The organism is Thiocapsa marina 5811, assembly GCF_000223985.1.
GTDB classification, from domain to species: domain Bacteria; phylum Pseudomonadota; class Gammaproteobacteria; order Chromatiales; family Chromatiaceae; genus Thiocapsa; species Thiocapsa marina.
On sequence record NZ_AFWV01000021.1, the window covers coordinates 29,882 to 42,801 of the forward strand.

The following is a 12,920-nucleotide window of genomic DNA, read 5'->3' on the forward strand; positions in this document are numbered from 1 at the left end:
GGAGCGCGATCGATTCGACCGACGTCGATCACCGTAATGTTACTCCACCACGTCGGCGAGCTTCATCGACACCCCGCGGTTGAGGATGAATTCCGCCCCGCGTCCGGCATCGACCTCGATCACCGGCAGCAGCTGCTCGGCCATGTCCAGATAGTAGTTCGCCAGACGATCCATTGCCCCGCCGACGCCTTGTGCCGAGGCGGCACTCAGGGCTTGGGGCGTGAGCATGGACTGGAACTGCAGGTCCGTGCCGGTGCCGGTGTTGACCGGGATCGTCGGCATCCGGTTGAAGATCTGCGAGAAGGACTGCAGAAACCCCGCCTGCAGTGCCTTGGCGAGCAGGACACCTTGTTTGGAGACCACCCGCCCGCGCACCCCGACCTTGCCGTCCTCGCCCACGGCGTAGCCGTCGATGGGGATCTCGATCACGCTGCCGTCGACTTGTGTCGAGGCGTTGGAGACGGTACTCACGACCGGGTCGGCAAAGGGCGTGACGATGCGGTTGAGGTGCCCGATGGCGATCTCGACCAGCACCGTGGTGCCCGGCGTGACGGTGAGGTTGCGCGGACCCAGCTCCAGGGTCACCGGCAAGTTCCCGCCGGTGCGCGGCGCCGGCGTGGCTCCGCCGCCCATGACGGTGCGGATCAGGCCCTCGGGCGACGCCTCGGAGCGCGACGGCCGCAGGACCGAGGAGACGGCACTCGGCGTGCACCCTGCGTCGAGCAGCGTGCAGGGGACCGGGGGAATCTCGAAGGTCGGATCGGCTTGTGCGCTCGACGCGGCCAGGACGGCGACCAGGATGGAAAGACGTCGGGTGATCATGTGTTCGTGTCCTCGGGGTGGGCATCGCGCGCGCTGCGCGGATCGCCGCGATACACCTCCAGGTGGGTGATCAGCGGTCGGTAGTTGCGGAACTCGACCCGCAGCTCATAGGTGCGTCGGTTCAGCACGGGGGCGGCCGCCGGACCTTCGGTCTTGTGCTGTCCGGTGACGAAGACGGTGCGGGTGGCGGTGTCGTGGGCGATGGTTTGCGGGGCGAAGTGCATGGCGATGTTCTCGCGCTTGATCGCCTCGGTCTGATCGGCGATCGATTTCATGACTTCGCGGTGCAGGCCCCCGGAGAGCAGCGGATCCAGGACGCGCACTAGCCCGTCGACCGTGGTCGGGCCGACATTGCCGAGCAGCTGGGCGACGTAGACACCCCAGGACTCCTCGACGGCCTGGCTCGCGTACTCGCGCGCGATCGTGACCTCGCCTTCCAACACCGGCGGGACCAGCACCACGGTGCGCTCGACTTGGCCGACCAGTCCGACCAGGATCAGGTTGGAGGCGACCAGGACCAGCACCGTGATGCGCCAGACGCGGTTCTCGAGTGTCGTGCCGCGCCAGGTGGAGAGAAAGTCGCCGAGGGTCATGGCACGTAGTGCCGTGCGAAGGGGTTGGGCGTGGAGCGTGCCCCGAGCGGCATGAGGCCGAACCAGTAGATCAGATGCAGCGCGTAGCCGTCGGCTTGGCGGTCGCGAAACCGCCGGTAACCGTGCGAGAGCAGGGCGCCGAGCAGCAGGGCGATGACGAGCTGTCCGGCGAGGATGCCGGCGACGAGCGCCAGCACCAGCGGCATCAGATCGTCCATGTGCCACAACAGCAGCGTGGGCGGTTCGTCGATGTGGTGGGGAAGGTCGAGGGTCTCCATCGGGGGCCTGTGGCGCGGTCTTCGCGTGAGCGCATGGTGCGTCACGCCAAAGCGGCCGACTACGGCGATAACCCTCCGAAAGCATACGCTTAGCCGCAGGGGGAACAGCGTCGCGTCCGCCGTCACGGCGAGGAGGTGTCGCGACCCCGCGGTTTACAATGTACGGATGAGTTACGTACGATTATTGAAGAAACCGAGGACACCATGATGCCGAGAGAAACGATCCGCACCGCCCGCTTCGAGGCCCGGGTATCGCCCGAGGTGCTGGCCGTCGTCAGGCGCGCCGCCGAGCTCCAGGGACGCAGTGTCAGCGATTTTGTCGTCGACGCCGCTCGGGACGCGGCCCATCGCGCCATCGAGGAGGCCTGCATCATCCGACTGTCGGTCGAGGATCAGCATCGGTTCGCGGAGGCGTTGCTGAACCCGGAACCGCTCACGCCATCGATGGAGCGCGCCGTCGCGCGTTACCTTCGCCTGAACGCGTAACGCTCGTGGTCGGAGACGGATTTCATATCGAGCTTCTCGGAGCGCAGGATCGCGGGGCCTTTTGCAGCGGCGTCGACGCACTGGATCGGTATTTCAGAGAACGCGTGACGCAGGACGTCCGGCGTCGCGTGAGCAACTGCTTTGTGTTGCTGGACGCCGAAAACCAGATCGCCGGTTACTACACCTTTGCGGCGGCGGGCATCCTGCTGGCGGACTTGCCCGAGAGCCTGGCCAAGCGTTTGCCGCGTTACCCATCACTCTCTGCCGGACTGATCGGGCGCTTGGCCGTCGAGCGTCGTTATCAACGTCGGGGGCTGGGTGCACTCCTTGTCGTCGATGCCGTTGCCCGCGCATTACGGGCAGAACCGGCGATCTATGCGCTTGTCGTGGACGCAAAGGACGATCACGCGGCCGCGTTCTATGCTCGCCTGGGGTTTCATCGCTTTACAAGCCAATCCAAGCGTCTCTTTATCCCGATCGGCGAGATTGCAAAGCGACTTTCAGGACAGGGAGAGTGACCATCGCGATCTACGCCTCGGATGGATCCCGAATGGGTACGGGATCACAGGTTGAGTGAGGTTCCCTCGGTTTTTCGTCTTCCAAGGGCAGGGGTGCATGGGGCCTGCTTTTCGACTTCTCGAGGGCCGGTCAGAAATCGCATCGGGGAAGTGTAACCGAGGGTGAAATGCAGACGTTTGCGCTTGTAGAACAACTCGATGTGCTCGAAGGCGGTGTGCTCCGGTGGCGGGTCGATACCGCCCGGCAGTGGCGTGCGGCGCTCGCGCACTGAGGCGCCGGTGGCGGGCGGAGCTTAGGCGCGGACATGGAAGGCTACTTCGGACTCTTCAGTGCAGCCTTCATTGCCGCGACCCTGCTGCCGTTCTACTCGGAGCTCGCGTTGGTGGGGTTGCTGGCAGCCGGCTACGATGCGTGGCCGTTGTGGTTCTGGGCCACCGCGGGCAATACCTTGGGGGCGGTCGTGAACTACGTGCTGGGCCGCTGGCTGATGCACTGGCAGGACCGGCCCTGGTTCCCGTTCAAGCGCTCGCAGATCGGCCCCGCCGAGCGCTGGTATGCCCGCTGGGGCATCTGGTCGCTGCTCTTGGCCTGGCTGCCGGTCGGGGGCGATGCGCTGACCTTCATCGCCGGGCTGATGCGCGCGCCGTTCTGGCTGTTCTGCGTGCTCACCGCGGCGGGCAAGGGCGGGCGGTATGCGGTGGTGCTGGCGCTCTATGCGCTGGGTTCGGGGCCGCTGGGTCTTGAGCCGGCGACGCAGTAAGCGCCTGGCGCCGACGACCGGCGCTTGCCGAGTGCTGCTGCGGATGGCCGGGACGGCCGTCCCGAGCCGCTCGCATGTTTCGCGGTCTCGAAGCTTTTGATCCGCAGTCTTTCGGGCATCACGAGCGCGTTTGGTTGCCGACCCCAATGAGAGAAACCGCGCTTGACCTTGCCGACGGGACGTGTCCTGCACTTGACGAACGCCTTGCGCCGGTGTCTGCTTCATTGATCGACCAAACAGGTATGCCGATATGACGCGATACTTCGCCATCCTCGTTCTCGGGGTTCTCGTCGTCTTTGCGGGACAAGTCGGCGCGGTTCTGCCGCCGGATGCGGTGGATGGGCTCAAGGAAGACGCCGCGGCGGTGCTCGAGGTGAAGGTGTTGGAGGTGCAGAGCGCTGCGGATCAAACGGGGCGCTTCGACATCGTCTATCGGGTGGAGGTCGTCTCCGTGCTGCGATCGACCACAAGGGTGGAGCCGGGCGAGACCATCCTGGTGCGCTCTTACGGCGTAAGCCAGGCACTCCTCGACCGCGGCTTCGTCGGACCCAAGATCCCGGCCCTCTTGGAGGCGGGCTGGATCGGCACGGTTTACCTCGACCCCGATCCGCAGGCCTCCGGCCTCGACGCCGGGCGCCGGTTCGTGATCGCCGCACACGGCGACAGCTTTGTCGAGCTGCCGCAGGGTCCGCCCTCGCTGGAATACACCGTGATGCCGCCCGAAGGCAATCGGTGAGTCGACCGCCGCTCCGGGGCCCGACCGCAACCCCGACGGGTCGGGTCGATGCCGAAATCCCGAGTGGCCGAGCCGTGAGAGTCAGGCTGCGCACGGGAGACAACCGCGTGCTCAAACCCGAGGGAAACGGTTGATCTACCCCGCGGACCTCAAAGCGTTTCCCGTGCGGTTAGGCCCGGCCGCTCCAGTCCGACTCGCCAGTCCTCCACGAATGTCTCGATCGACTCGATGAAGTCCGGATCGTGCTCGGTCCGGTTGATGGTGCAATGCACGATCACCGCGTCCGACTCCGCCGTCACGGTCCAAGCCAGCGCGTTCGGGCAGCCGGGGAGGGTGAAGCGCACGCCGCCGCGGATCGGCTCGCGGCGCACCTCGAACTGCCCCCACAGGCAGTAAATCTCGCCCGCATCGAGATCCTCCCGCCAGTCCAGGACCCGATCGATCGCGTCGCAGCAATCGGCGAGCCGCGGTCCCGTGATCCGATCGCGCAGCTGATCAGGGGTGGCGAGAAGGCGGGCGGTGGCGAAAAACTCCATGCGTAAGGCTCCTGTCACGAGACGGCGGGATGTTCGGCGTTGCGACCCGGCGAGAATCGCATTGTCTGCGCGCGTGCCGCATCCGGCAGTCTTGATGGGGGCGTTCACTCCGGCGTTAAACCGCGTCCAGAGCGAGATGCCTTAAATCGCGTCGACTCAAACGGTCGTCAAGTCTGCCGGGGCCGATCCCGTCTAAAAACACGGCACACCGTGGTGGGCGTGGTCTAAGACCGGAAAGTTCAGTCGGACCTCCGTGCCCCTCGAGAGATCCGAATGGATGCGCATCTCCCCGCCGTGCTGCTCGACGAGTCGCCGCACGATGGCGAGGCCCAGCCCGGTCCCGTTGGTCTTGGTGCTGAAGAAGGGCTCGGTCAGACGTGCGAGCAGGTGCGCCGGGATCGGCTCGCCGCCGTTGTGCACGCGCAGCAAGATGCGCTGCTCCGGCGGCTGCAACTCGATGCTCCAAGTCACCGGCGTGCCCTCGGGTGCGGCCTGACAGGCGTTGTCGGTGAGGTTGACGAGGATCTGTCGCAGGCGATCCGCGTCCGCGAGGATCCGAACGGCTGCCGGTGTCGAGTCGATGCGGACCGGGTGTCGTCGGTCGCCGTCGGCATAGCCCGAAACGAAGTCGGCGAGTGTCGAGACCAGATCAACCGGCTGCAGATCCAGGCTCAGCGGCTTGGCGTAGAGGAGCATGTCTTCGAGCAGGCGCCGCATCCGCTCGGCCTCGCCCGAGGCCAGCGCGATGCGCCGCTGCGCGCGCTCCTCGAGCGGGAGTCCGGCGAGCGACTCCAACGCCATGGACACCGTCGTGAGCGGGGTGCGCAGCTCGTGGGCGATGCCCGAGGCGAACTCCCCGATGGCCGCAAGGCGGCTCTGCTCGGCGAAGCGGGCAGTGCGCCCGAACGCCTGGGTCAGGAGCTGCGCGATGTTGCCCAAGAGGCGCCGCCGAGCGGCATCGAAGCCCTCGGGGCGACGGGTCGCAAACACCACCACCGCCGGGACGGGCGTCTGCGTCTGCGCGGTGAGCGGCAGGAAGATCGCGTCCCGCATACCGAGCGCGACCAGGTGAGCGAGAAACTCGTAGGCCGGATTCTCGCGCACCCGGGCGACGGCATCGGCGACATGGATGGGTGCGGCCTCCGCCAGTGCGGACTCGAGCAGCGTGCCCTGCAAGCGGTAAAGCCGTCGATCGCTCGGCTGCGGCCCGCCGTCCAGCCAGCCGGTCTCCACGCGCGCGTTGGCGCGGGCATCGTCGATGAAGACGACCCCGATCCAGTCGAATCCGAGTAGATCCCGAAACTCGCCGCTCAAGAACCCCAGAAGCTCGTCGAGATCGCTGCCCTGCTGCAGGCGGCGAATGAGCTGGTGCAGCAGATCGAGCCGTACCGAGAGGCGATTGAAGCTGCCGGTCAGCTCCCGGATCTCGGTGCTGCCCTCGACCGGCGTGCGATGCCCGAAATCGCCGTCGGCGACGCGTTGGAAGCCGGCGATGGTGCGGCGCAGCGGTGCGAGCACGCGGTAGCGCAGGATCAGCAGTAAGGCGGCCGCGACCAGGACCACCACGACCGCCAGACCGAGCGCGCCTTGGACGACCTTGCGATACTCGCTCGCGGTCCAGTCGCGCAGGGCCCGTGTCAGCCTTGCGGTGGCATCGCCGAGGACGGCATGCTCGGCGATGGCGTGCTCGGCCGCCCATTCCAGACGCGGCTCCTCGGTGTCCTCGCCGATCGCCTCGAAGAGTGCGCCACGCCAGGTCTTCCAGGCCTGCTCCAAGTCCCGGATGGCGAGCGTCACGCCGGTGCCCAGGCGCGGCATCATCCAGGGCAACGGGGTCGGCACCTCGTGGCTGAAGTCGCCCTTCATGAAGGCATCGACGACCTGATCGAAGGTCGCGACGTGGGTGGTCAGATCCCGGTAGTAGAGTCGGACATCGCGGTAGTAGGTGGGATAGTCGCGCGGGGCGTTTTGCTTGTAATTCATCGCCTGCGCGTGGATCTGCTCGGCGGCGAGCTCGAGCTGCCCGGCGATCTCGACCAGGGCGTCGTAGGCCAACTGGCGCTGAAAGGCGCCGACGGCATAGAGACCCGCACCGGCAAAGAGCAGCACCAGAGCGAGGAAGCCGGCGGTGAGCTGAAAGCCGAGGCTGGAGAGGCGCTGAGAAAGGGTCATTGTCGAGGATGGCTCCCCAGGCGCGGCACGCGATGTTTTTGGATGGAATCGGCCTCGGCAGACTTGACGAACGCTCGAGTCGGAGCGGGGATGCCGACGCCTCGCTCAGAGCATTGTCCCGAGCAAAACCCCCCTGGTGCGCAGATCTTCCATCAATCCCGCCCCGAAGGCGATGACCTGATCCGGATCCGGATGGCCGAGCTCCGCTGCGATGCGCACGAGCACCTCGCGCCCGGTCGCGTGGCGCGTCTGCTCGTCGAGCAGGATCAACAGGCGCTGTGTCACGGCGTTGATCTCGAGGAAGGCGATGTCGTCGCCCGGCGTACGATAGACCACCAGATGGGTCGGCTGGTCCGGGGGTGCATCCGGTCGGCAGTCCGGCCCGATGCGATGGACCGGGAAGCGATAGCTGAGATTCCAGGCCAGCGGCGAGACCACGGGGCACCCCTCGAGCAGGTCGCCGCTCGGATCGATACAGGCTCGATCCGGCTCGGCGTCGCTGATCTGCAAGGCCAGCTCGACCCATTCGTAGTGCGCCAGCTCCAGAAGAAAGGGCGGATCCCGAGGATTATCCGCGCGCGAGGTTTGCAAAAAGTCTAGAAACTCCTGTCCCAGCTCGAGGAAAAGCGGCGTCTTTGCGCGATGACGGACGAAGAAGTCCCGGATCAGGTCGTCCCAGTGCGCGTCGGGAAGGATCCGACGAATCACCGGAAAGTTGCCCGCGAGCAAGGCAGAGGCGTTGTTGAACACCAGGTCGCGATAGATCGCCATGCGGCGATCCTCGACATCCTCGGGTTTCGGGACCCGTGTCGGATCGCGCAGATGGGCGGCGAAGGCGCGCTGGCGTCGGATGAAATCGGGTTGAACGACATCGGCGTGCTCAGGCATCGGCCGCGCTCCGCGCCGATCGCGCCGCATGGGCCTGCTGGATCTGTTTGATCCGATCGACCTCGCGAACCAGCTCGTCGATTGGCGGGATGTTGAAGTCGCGCTCCAGGAGCGTCGGGAAGACCCCGAAGCGCGCATAGGCCAGATCCAGCAGCTCCCACACCGGGTCGATGACGTCCGCGCCGTGGGTGTCGACCCGCAGATCCTCGGCCTCCACGTAGTGACCGGCGATGTGGCCGTAGCGGATCCGCTCCCCCGGCAGGGCGCCCAGGAAGGCGAGCGGGTCATAGCCGTGGTTGACGGCGTTGACATGGATGTTGTTCACGTCGAGCAGCAGATCGCAGTCGGCTTCGGTCAGTACGGCGTTGATGAAGTCGATCTCGGACAGCTCTTGCCCCGGCGCGCCGTAGTAGGAAACGTTCTCCAGAGCGATGCGCCGCTCCAGGATCTCCTGCACCCGACGCACGCGTCCGGCGACATGCCGCACGGCATCTTCCGTGAAGGGGATGGGCAGAAGGTCGTAGAGATGGCCGTCGTCGGAGCAGTAGCTCAGATGCTCGGTGTAGGCGCGGATGCCGTGCTCATCCAGGAACGCCTTGACCTGCCGCACGAAGTGCAGGTCGAGCGGGGTCGGGGCGCCGATCGAGAGCGAGAGTCCGTGACAGACGAAGGGATGGCGCTCGGTGAGCGCGCGCAGGCGGCGCGCATTCACGCCGCCCATGCCGATCCAGTTTTCCGGGGCGATCTCGTAGAAATCGACCTCTGCCGGAGACTGCTCCGCCAGTGCACTCAAAAAGGAGCGCCGCAGGCCGAGACCGGCGCCGTGAACGGGGTAGGGTTGTGGAGTCATGCCGTCAATGGGCTCCGGATGGGATCGTGATACGGATAGAGACCGCGCGATCGGAGGCGTTCTTTCGGTCGGGATCGACTCGACCGCCGCCGCGACGATCTCTGCGAGCACGGTGTCGGCGCCATGTGTTCGGTGCTCCGGCCAGGACGGTCGTGTCGCCGCATCCCGAGTGTGCCTGATTCCGGGCACCACCTCCGGTGCCGTTCGGCAGACGGTTTCCAGTCGATCCGACAATAATCGTATCGGGGCCGGCTTGATCAAGACCGCATCGACGGCATCGGCCGGGCTCATCCCCGCTCCACCAAACGTGCGCGCAGCGTTTGGCGCGCGTTCTCGCGCCGCACGATCGTGAAGAGCCAGCCCTTCACGGCCTCGCGGTTCTGCGGTGTGTTCAGCGAGCGCCAGGCCCGCAGCAGCCCGCTGAATCGGTGGGCTAAGCACATTCAACGCTTTGGTGGATAGAAATCCTCCGATCTGCCAACATCGTTTGCATCACGCCATCTCGGCAGTCGAAGGCACCCCGTTGGAGAGCTTCATCCAGACCCACGAGGCGACGATGCGATCGTGATGCTCGACTTCGTGATCTGGGCTCAGCACTTGTTGTTTCATGCCGTGCCCGCGCTGTGGCGACTGCACCGGGTCCATCATGCCGACCCGACTTACCCGATTCATTCAACCCTACGGAGACCAATGCATGAACCCTCGTCTTTACAGCGCCGGGCTTGCGCTCGCCACGGCATTGGCTGCCGGCACTGCAGCGGCCGAAGAGGTCACCCTGACCAACCGAGGCCTCACCCTGAACGCCAACCTGGAGACGACCGGCGCCCAATGGCAACAAGGCCCGGTGGTGCTCATGACCCACGGCACGCTCGCCCATGGCGGCATGGAGATCATGCAGACCCTGCAATCGGCCTTGCAGGAGCGCGGGATCAGCTCGCTGGCGATGACCCTGAGTCTGGGGCTCGACAACCGCAGCGGCATGTATGATTGCGCCGTGCCTCATACCCACCTGCACACCGACGCCGTGGGCGAGATCGGCGCTTGGCTCGACTGGCTGCAGAGCCAAGGGGTCGAAGAGGTGGCCCTGCTGGGACATTCGCGCGGCGGGAATCAGTCGGCCCGTTTCGCGGCCGAGCATCCGGACGCGCCGCTCGACGCCGTGATCCTGATCGCACCGCAGACCTGGAGCGAGGCCGCTGCGGCGCAGGACTACGCGAAGCGCTACGGCACGTCGTTGGAGTCCCGGCTCGAGCGGGCGCGCCAGCTCGCTTCGGACGGTCGCGGCGCGGAGATGCTCGAGCCGATCGACTTCATCTATTGTACGGAGACCGCCGCAACCGCCGCCGCCTTTCTCTCCTACTACGCACCCGATCCCCGCATGGACACCCCGAGCCTAATCCCGGAGATCAAGGCCTCGGTGTTGGTGATCGCCGGCAGCGAGGACGATGTCGTCGACGGACTGGTCGAGACGGTTCAGCCGATAGCGGACGGCGAGCGCGTCAACCTGATCGTGTTGGACGGCGCCGATCATTTCTTCCGTGATCTTTATGCCGAGGAGATTGCCGACGATGTACAGATGCTGCTCGGCGACAATTAGAGGGGCGGCGATGGCGCCGGCCGGCTCCGATGTCGGATCGACGAGCGGTCGCCTCGGCGCCGCCGCCCGGGTCTAGCCAACCGCAACAGTCAACCCGCGGAGCTCCTACGGCGAATATTGACAGCATCTGTACGGTAGTAAAATCCCCGCGATCGCCTAAATTTGTAGCCTGTGCAAGGGCGGGGCACGGACTCCATCGGGTCACGCGTACAGCATCCACCGTTTTTACTTGTCCTGTAGCCTCTGTCCAATTTGGCGACGATGATCAAAGCTCACTCTCAACGCGTGTTGCAGCCGTACTCGGCTCAAGTGCAAATCGCCGAATCCGATGATGCGCGAGCGCTTTCGATGGATGGCGATTTGTGGGAGTTCCATTTTATTTATTCAAACGCTCGCGGCGGAAAAGCAAGCGTCGGTCGACAGCAGGGCCGCTTTACCAGGGCAGCGCACATTAGGCGGTGCGATCTCGAGCGGGTGATCGAGAACCCGGTCACGGACGATGGCCGAGTTGACGAGCGCATCCTTGAGTTGGCGAGGTTTCTGATCGGAGCACGACTGCCGTTCGAGGCGGCCGATCGGTACGAGTACTGGCTCCTCGACTCGAAGGACCAATCGCCGCTCGCCTTGATTTTCTCTTGCGTCGACGCCTCGGAGATGGCGTCTTTTCCAAAACTCACCGATTGGGCGGCGCTTCCGGCTGCTGTCATGCCGATCGAAACGAGCGAAGCCGAGCGCAGCAGGTCACATGGACCCGTAAACTACAGATTGGAACGTTGCGTCGCGGAGCGTGCGGGTAGCAAACCGAGAGCGCAATGGTTCACCCGGAGGTACCACGAGACCGAGGATTTTCCGCCGTTCTTGGTCCGCGAGGACTGGGAGAGCGAAGAACACGGGGATCTTTGTCGACGTTACCTGCAACGCCAAGCCCCGCGTTTGTTGATGCTGCATGGAGTTAGTCTCGAGGAGCGGCGCAGAATGGAGTTGGCGGCACGCGCGAACGCGCTCGATGTGGCGCGTTTCTATCCGCTGTATCCGGAAATCGCCGATCCCGAGGTGATGGATAAATTGCGGATCGAAGCCCGGCTGCGGATGGCGGCAGGCGAAACAGCCTATTCGATGGGACGACGGGATGGCGTTCTATACCAATGATGCAGACGCCTCTGACCTCTCGGTATTGCAGCGAACGATTGCCACCGCGTTGAAATCGATCATGAACTTTCAGGCCGGCAGTCGCGGAGCCGAGATCGGGCGGTCTGGATCCGCGTCGCACCGCCGGCTTCGGCCTCTGCCTTCTGCGATGACTCCGCCGTCCCCGTGTCGATAGACGCCCGAATCCGGCGCCGCTCGAGTGGGCGATCCGACGCGGGGAAGGGTTTGCCGCGCCGACATCGTCTTTGCGTCGGGTCGTTCCCGGGCGACACAGGTCGTATCGGCGCTCGGGGGGCCGTCGATGATCGGGCCGGATCTCTCGCCAGCGGCGCGTGGAGTGGGTGCGATATGCGACGGAACACGAGGGGGGAATGGAAAACCCTTCCGAATCAAAAAGGTCTTTCTCTTTTTCCCATGGACGGCCGGCTCATAAGTAGCAGTTATGCGGCCCGAAAATGTCTGAGTCGCGCAGCATGTACTGAAACCCTTATACTCCAGCCCCAGTGTCGCCGGGAGGTGCGGAAAATAAGCCGCTGTCCCGGTGGAGCGGTTCGAAATCCGTTCCTTCGGCATCGCCACTCGACCTGATGCTGGGGCGGATCGGGTCACCGTTTCCTCGAGGTAGCCGAGGCTCACCACCTGTATGGAGTCACCTTCCAATGATCGCAAGTAACCCATTCGCGATTGTGTCCGAGAACCTTTCGCTTGATCCGGGCGTCATGCAAGCGTACGTCGTTCTGATGGTCATTCTGGTCATCGGCGGCACGCTGCTCGACGTCCTGCATAAAAAGAGTGCCAAGTACTTTTTCGAGAAGGGGCAGTCGCTGAAGAAGATTGCCAAGCGTGAAGTCGGGGCCGGCGAGAAGCTCGGTGTCGCGCTGAGCACGGTGACGAACGAGGTGTTGACCTCGAGCGAGTTCAAGAACCCCGACCGTCGTATCTCGCATCTGTTCACGATGTACGGCTTCGTCTTCTTCGTGGTGACGACGGCCGTGATGATCTTCGGCCTGCCGGTTGCCGAAGGCGAGGGCTCGGGTTTGGCGCCGCTCCTGTGGCACTTGGGCGCGCTGTCGATCTGTATCGGCGGTTACTGGTTCTGGTTCAAGATCCGCGTCGACGTGCGCTCCGAGGGTAACGAGTGGTACAACGTTCATCAGTCCGACATCTTCATCGTCTCGCTCTTGCTGATGGCGACCTTCGCGTTGATCTGGTCCTTCCTGCAATCGACGTCCGGCGCGACCTCCGCATTGAGCATCATCGCGTTTGTTGTCTTCATCGCCGCATCCACGACGCTCTTCAGCACCATCCTATGGTCGAAGTTTGCGCATATGTTCTTTAAGCCCGCGGCTGCGTTCCAAAAGAAGGTTGCGGTCGCAGACGGATCTCGCGACAAATTGCCCGAGATCCCGGACTTGTCCAGCACCGAGTGCAAAGAGCGCTATCCGGACATCCCGGAGTACATGGGCGCCAATCCGCCGAACATGGGGCTCGGCATCAAACGCGAAGCTCCGGCCCACTACTGATCTCGCCTTGC

General features: G+C 64.7%; 16 protein-coding genes. 7 read left to right on the forward strand and 9 right to left on the reverse strand.

The features are described 5' to 3' along the window. Positions 1 to 39: 39 nt before the first annotated feature. Genes THIMADRAFT_RS28115 through traL form a run of 3 tightly spaced genes read right to left on the reverse strand, consistent with a single transcriptional unit; the run spans position 40 to position 1,693 of the window. Entirely contained in the window at positions 40 to 822 is a 783-nt protein-coding gene (locus THIMADRAFT_RS28115) for a TraB/VirB10 family protein (RefSeq protein WP_007195405.1), read from the reverse strand. Beyond that, positions 819 to 1,415 carry a TraE/TraK family type IV conjugative transfer system protein gene (locus THIMADRAFT_RS22355; RefSeq protein ID WP_007195406.1) on the reverse strand — a complete coding sequence of 199 codons (597 nt, stop codon included), beginning with the start codon at positions 1,413 to 1,415 and terminating at the stop codon, positions 819 to 821. The genes THIMADRAFT_RS28115 and THIMADRAFT_RS22355 overlap by 4 nt, the downstream gene beginning before the upstream one ends. Further along, positions 1,412 to 1,693, reverse strand: coding sequence for a type IV conjugative transfer system protein TraL (traL, locus tag THIMADRAFT_RS22360; RefSeq protein WP_007195407.1), 282 nt, complete (start codon positions 1,691 to 1,693; stop codon positions 1,412 to 1,414). The genes THIMADRAFT_RS22355 and traL overlap by 4 nt, the downstream gene beginning before the upstream one ends. 204 nt (positions 1,694 to 1,897) lie before the next feature. Here traL and THIMADRAFT_RS22365 point away from each other — a divergent pair, with 204 nt between their 5' ends. The 4 genes from THIMADRAFT_RS22365 (at position 1,898) to THIMADRAFT_RS22380 (ending at position 4,194) form a co-directional block, all read left to right on the forward strand. Beyond that, positions 1,898 to 2,179: a type II toxin-antitoxin system TacA family antitoxin gene (locus THIMADRAFT_RS22365; protein ID WP_007195408.1), complete on the forward strand. Its 282-nt coding sequence runs from the start codon at positions 1,898 to 1,900 to the stop codon at positions 2,177 to 2,179. 5 nt (positions 2,180 to 2,184) lie between these two features. Then, positions 2,185 to 2,697, forward strand: a complete 513-nt coding sequence (locus THIMADRAFT_RS22370) for a GNAT family N-acetyltransferase (RefSeq protein WP_007195409.1) — start codon at positions 2,185 to 2,187, stop codon at positions 2,695 to 2,697. Between the two features lie 305 nt (positions 2,698 to 3,002). Continuing rightward, complete coding sequence (locus THIMADRAFT_RS22375; RefSeq protein ID WP_007195411.1) at positions 3,003 to 3,458, forward strand: YqaA family protein; 456 nt, start codon at positions 3,003 to 3,005, stop codon at positions 3,456 to 3,458. 250 nt (positions 3,459 to 3,708) lie between these two features. After that, entirely contained in the window at positions 3,709 to 4,194 is a 486-nt protein-coding gene (locus THIMADRAFT_RS22380) for a hypothetical protein (protein WP_007195412.1), read from the forward strand. Positions 4,195 to 4,343: 149 nt separating this feature from the next. Here THIMADRAFT_RS22380 and THIMADRAFT_RS22385 read toward each other — a convergent pair whose 3' ends face one another. The 6 genes from THIMADRAFT_RS22385 to THIMADRAFT_RS28685 all read right to left on the reverse strand — a co-directional run bounded on the left by THIMADRAFT_RS22385 (position 4,344) and on the right by THIMADRAFT_RS28685 (position 9,312). After that, a complete protein-coding gene (locus tag THIMADRAFT_RS22385; protein ID WP_007195413.1) occupies positions 4,344 to 4,730 on the reverse strand; it encodes a hypothetical protein in 387 nt (128 codons plus the stop codon). Positions 4,731 to 4,922: 192 nt separating this feature from the next. Beyond that, positions 4,923 to 6,902, reverse strand: a complete 1,980-nt coding sequence (locus THIMADRAFT_RS25120; protein ID WP_007195414.1) for a sensor histidine kinase — start codon at positions 6,900 to 6,902, stop codon at positions 4,923 to 4,925. 105 nt (positions 6,903 to 7,007) lie between these two features. Next, positions 7,008 to 7,790: an HvfC family RiPP maturation protein gene (locus THIMADRAFT_RS22395; protein WP_007195415.1), complete on the reverse strand. Its 783-nt coding sequence runs from the start codon at positions 7,788 to 7,790 to the stop codon at positions 7,008 to 7,010. Beyond that, on the reverse strand, positions 7,783 to 8,640 hold the full coding sequence (locus tag THIMADRAFT_RS22400) for an HvfB family MNIO-type RiPP peptide maturase (protein ID WP_040733864.1): 858 nt from the start codon (positions 8,638 to 8,640) through the stop codon (positions 7,783 to 7,785). The genes THIMADRAFT_RS22395 and THIMADRAFT_RS22400 overlap by 8 nt, the downstream gene beginning before the upstream one ends. A 287-nt stretch (positions 8,641 to 8,927) precedes the next feature. After that, positions 8,928 to 9,083, reverse strand: coding sequence for a hypothetical protein (locus THIMADRAFT_RS27230; protein WP_007195417.1), 156 nt, complete (start codon positions 9,081 to 9,083; stop codon positions 8,928 to 8,930). Between the two features lie 49 nt (positions 9,084 to 9,132). After that, positions 9,133 to 9,312 carry a hypothetical protein gene (locus THIMADRAFT_RS28685; RefSeq protein ID WP_007195418.1) on the reverse strand — a complete coding sequence of 60 codons (180 nt, stop codon included), beginning with the start codon at positions 9,310 to 9,312 and terminating at the stop codon, positions 9,133 to 9,135. Positions 9,313 to 9,334: 22 nt separating this feature from the next. Here THIMADRAFT_RS28685 and THIMADRAFT_RS22405 point away from each other — a divergent pair, with 22 nt between their 5' ends. The 3 genes from THIMADRAFT_RS22405 to THIMADRAFT_RS22415 all read left to right on the forward strand — a co-directional run bounded on the left by THIMADRAFT_RS22405 (position 9,335) and on the right by THIMADRAFT_RS22415 (position 12,909). Next, positions 9,335 to 10,237: an alpha/beta hydrolase gene (locus tag THIMADRAFT_RS22405; RefSeq protein WP_007195419.1), complete on the forward strand. Its 903-nt coding sequence runs from the start codon at positions 9,335 to 9,337 to the stop codon at positions 10,235 to 10,237. Positions 10,238 to 10,498: 261 nt separating this feature from the next. After that, positions 10,499 to 11,386 carry a hypothetical protein gene (locus THIMADRAFT_RS22410; RefSeq protein ID WP_139052966.1) on the forward strand — a complete coding sequence of 296 codons (888 nt, stop codon included), beginning with the start codon at positions 10,499 to 10,501 and terminating at the stop codon, positions 11,384 to 11,386. 659 nt (positions 11,387 to 12,045) lie between these two features. Then, the gene (locus tag THIMADRAFT_RS22415) at positions 12,046 to 12,909 is read left to right on the forward strand and encodes a hypothetical protein (RefSeq protein ID WP_007195421.1); all 864 of its coding nucleotides are present in this window, start codon (positions 12,046 to 12,048) and stop codon (positions 12,907 to 12,909) included. Positions 12,910 to 12,920 lie beyond the last annotated feature (11 nt).

Excerpts from the sequence above, each read along its gene's own strand:
- THIMADRAFT_RS22385 (WP_007195413.1), bottom strand. The coding sequence starts at position 4,730 with ATGGAGTTTTTCGCCACCGCCCGCCTTCTCGCCACCCCTGATCAGCTG.
- THIMADRAFT_RS22415 (WP_007195421.1), top strand. The coding sequence starts at position 12,046 with ATGATCGCAAGTAACCCATTCGCGATTGTGTCCGAGAACCTTTCGCTT.
- THIMADRAFT_RS22355 (WP_007195406.1), bottom strand. The coding sequence starts at position 1,415 with ATGACCCTCGGCGACTTTCTCTCCACCTGGCGCGGCACGACACTCGAG.
- THIMADRAFT_RS22400 (WP_040733864.1), bottom strand. The coding sequence starts at position 8,640 with ATGACTCCACAACCCTACCCCGTTCACGGCGCCGGTCTCGGCCTGCGG.
- traL (WP_007195407.1), bottom strand. The coding sequence starts at position 1,693 with ATGGAGACCCTCGACCTTCCCCACCACATCGACGAACCGCCCACGCTG.
- THIMADRAFT_RS22375 (WP_007195411.1), top strand. The coding sequence starts at position 3,003 with ATGGAAGGCTACTTCGGACTCTTCAGTGCAGCCTTCATTGCCGCGACC.
- THIMADRAFT_RS25120 (WP_007195414.1), bottom strand. The coding sequence starts at position 6,902 with ATGACCCTTTCTCAGCGCCTCTCCAGCCTCGGCTTTCAGCTCACCGCC.
- THIMADRAFT_RS28685 (WP_007195418.1), bottom strand. The coding sequence starts at position 9,312 with ATGAATCGGGTAAGTCGGGTCGGCATGATGGACCCGGTGCAGTCGCCA.
- THIMADRAFT_RS22410 (WP_139052966.1), top strand. The coding sequence starts at position 10,499 with ATGATCAAAGCTCACTCTCAACGCGTGTTGCAGCCGTACTCGGCTCAA.
- THIMADRAFT_RS22380 (WP_007195412.1), top strand. The coding sequence starts at position 3,709 with ATGACGCGATACTTCGCCATCCTCGTTCTCGGGGTTCTCGTCGTCTTT.
- THIMADRAFT_RS22365 (WP_007195408.1), top strand. The coding sequence starts at position 1,898 with ATGATGCCGAGAGAAACGATCCGCACCGCCCGCTTCGAGGCCCGGGTA.
- THIMADRAFT_RS22395 (WP_007195415.1), bottom strand. The coding sequence starts at position 7,790 with ATGCCTGAGCACGCCGATGTCGTTCAACCCGATTTCATCCGACGCCAG.
- THIMADRAFT_RS28115 (WP_007195405.1), bottom strand. The coding sequence starts at position 822 with ATGATCACCCGACGTCTTTCCATCCTGGTCGCCGTCCTGGCCGCGTCG.
- THIMADRAFT_RS22405 (WP_007195419.1), top strand. The coding sequence starts at position 9,335 with ATGAACCCTCGTCTTTACAGCGCCGGGCTTGCGCTCGCCACGGCATTG.
- THIMADRAFT_RS27230 (WP_007195417.1), bottom strand. The coding sequence starts at position 9,083 with ATGTGCTTAGCCCACCGATTCAGCGGGCTGCTGCGGGCCTGGCGCTCG.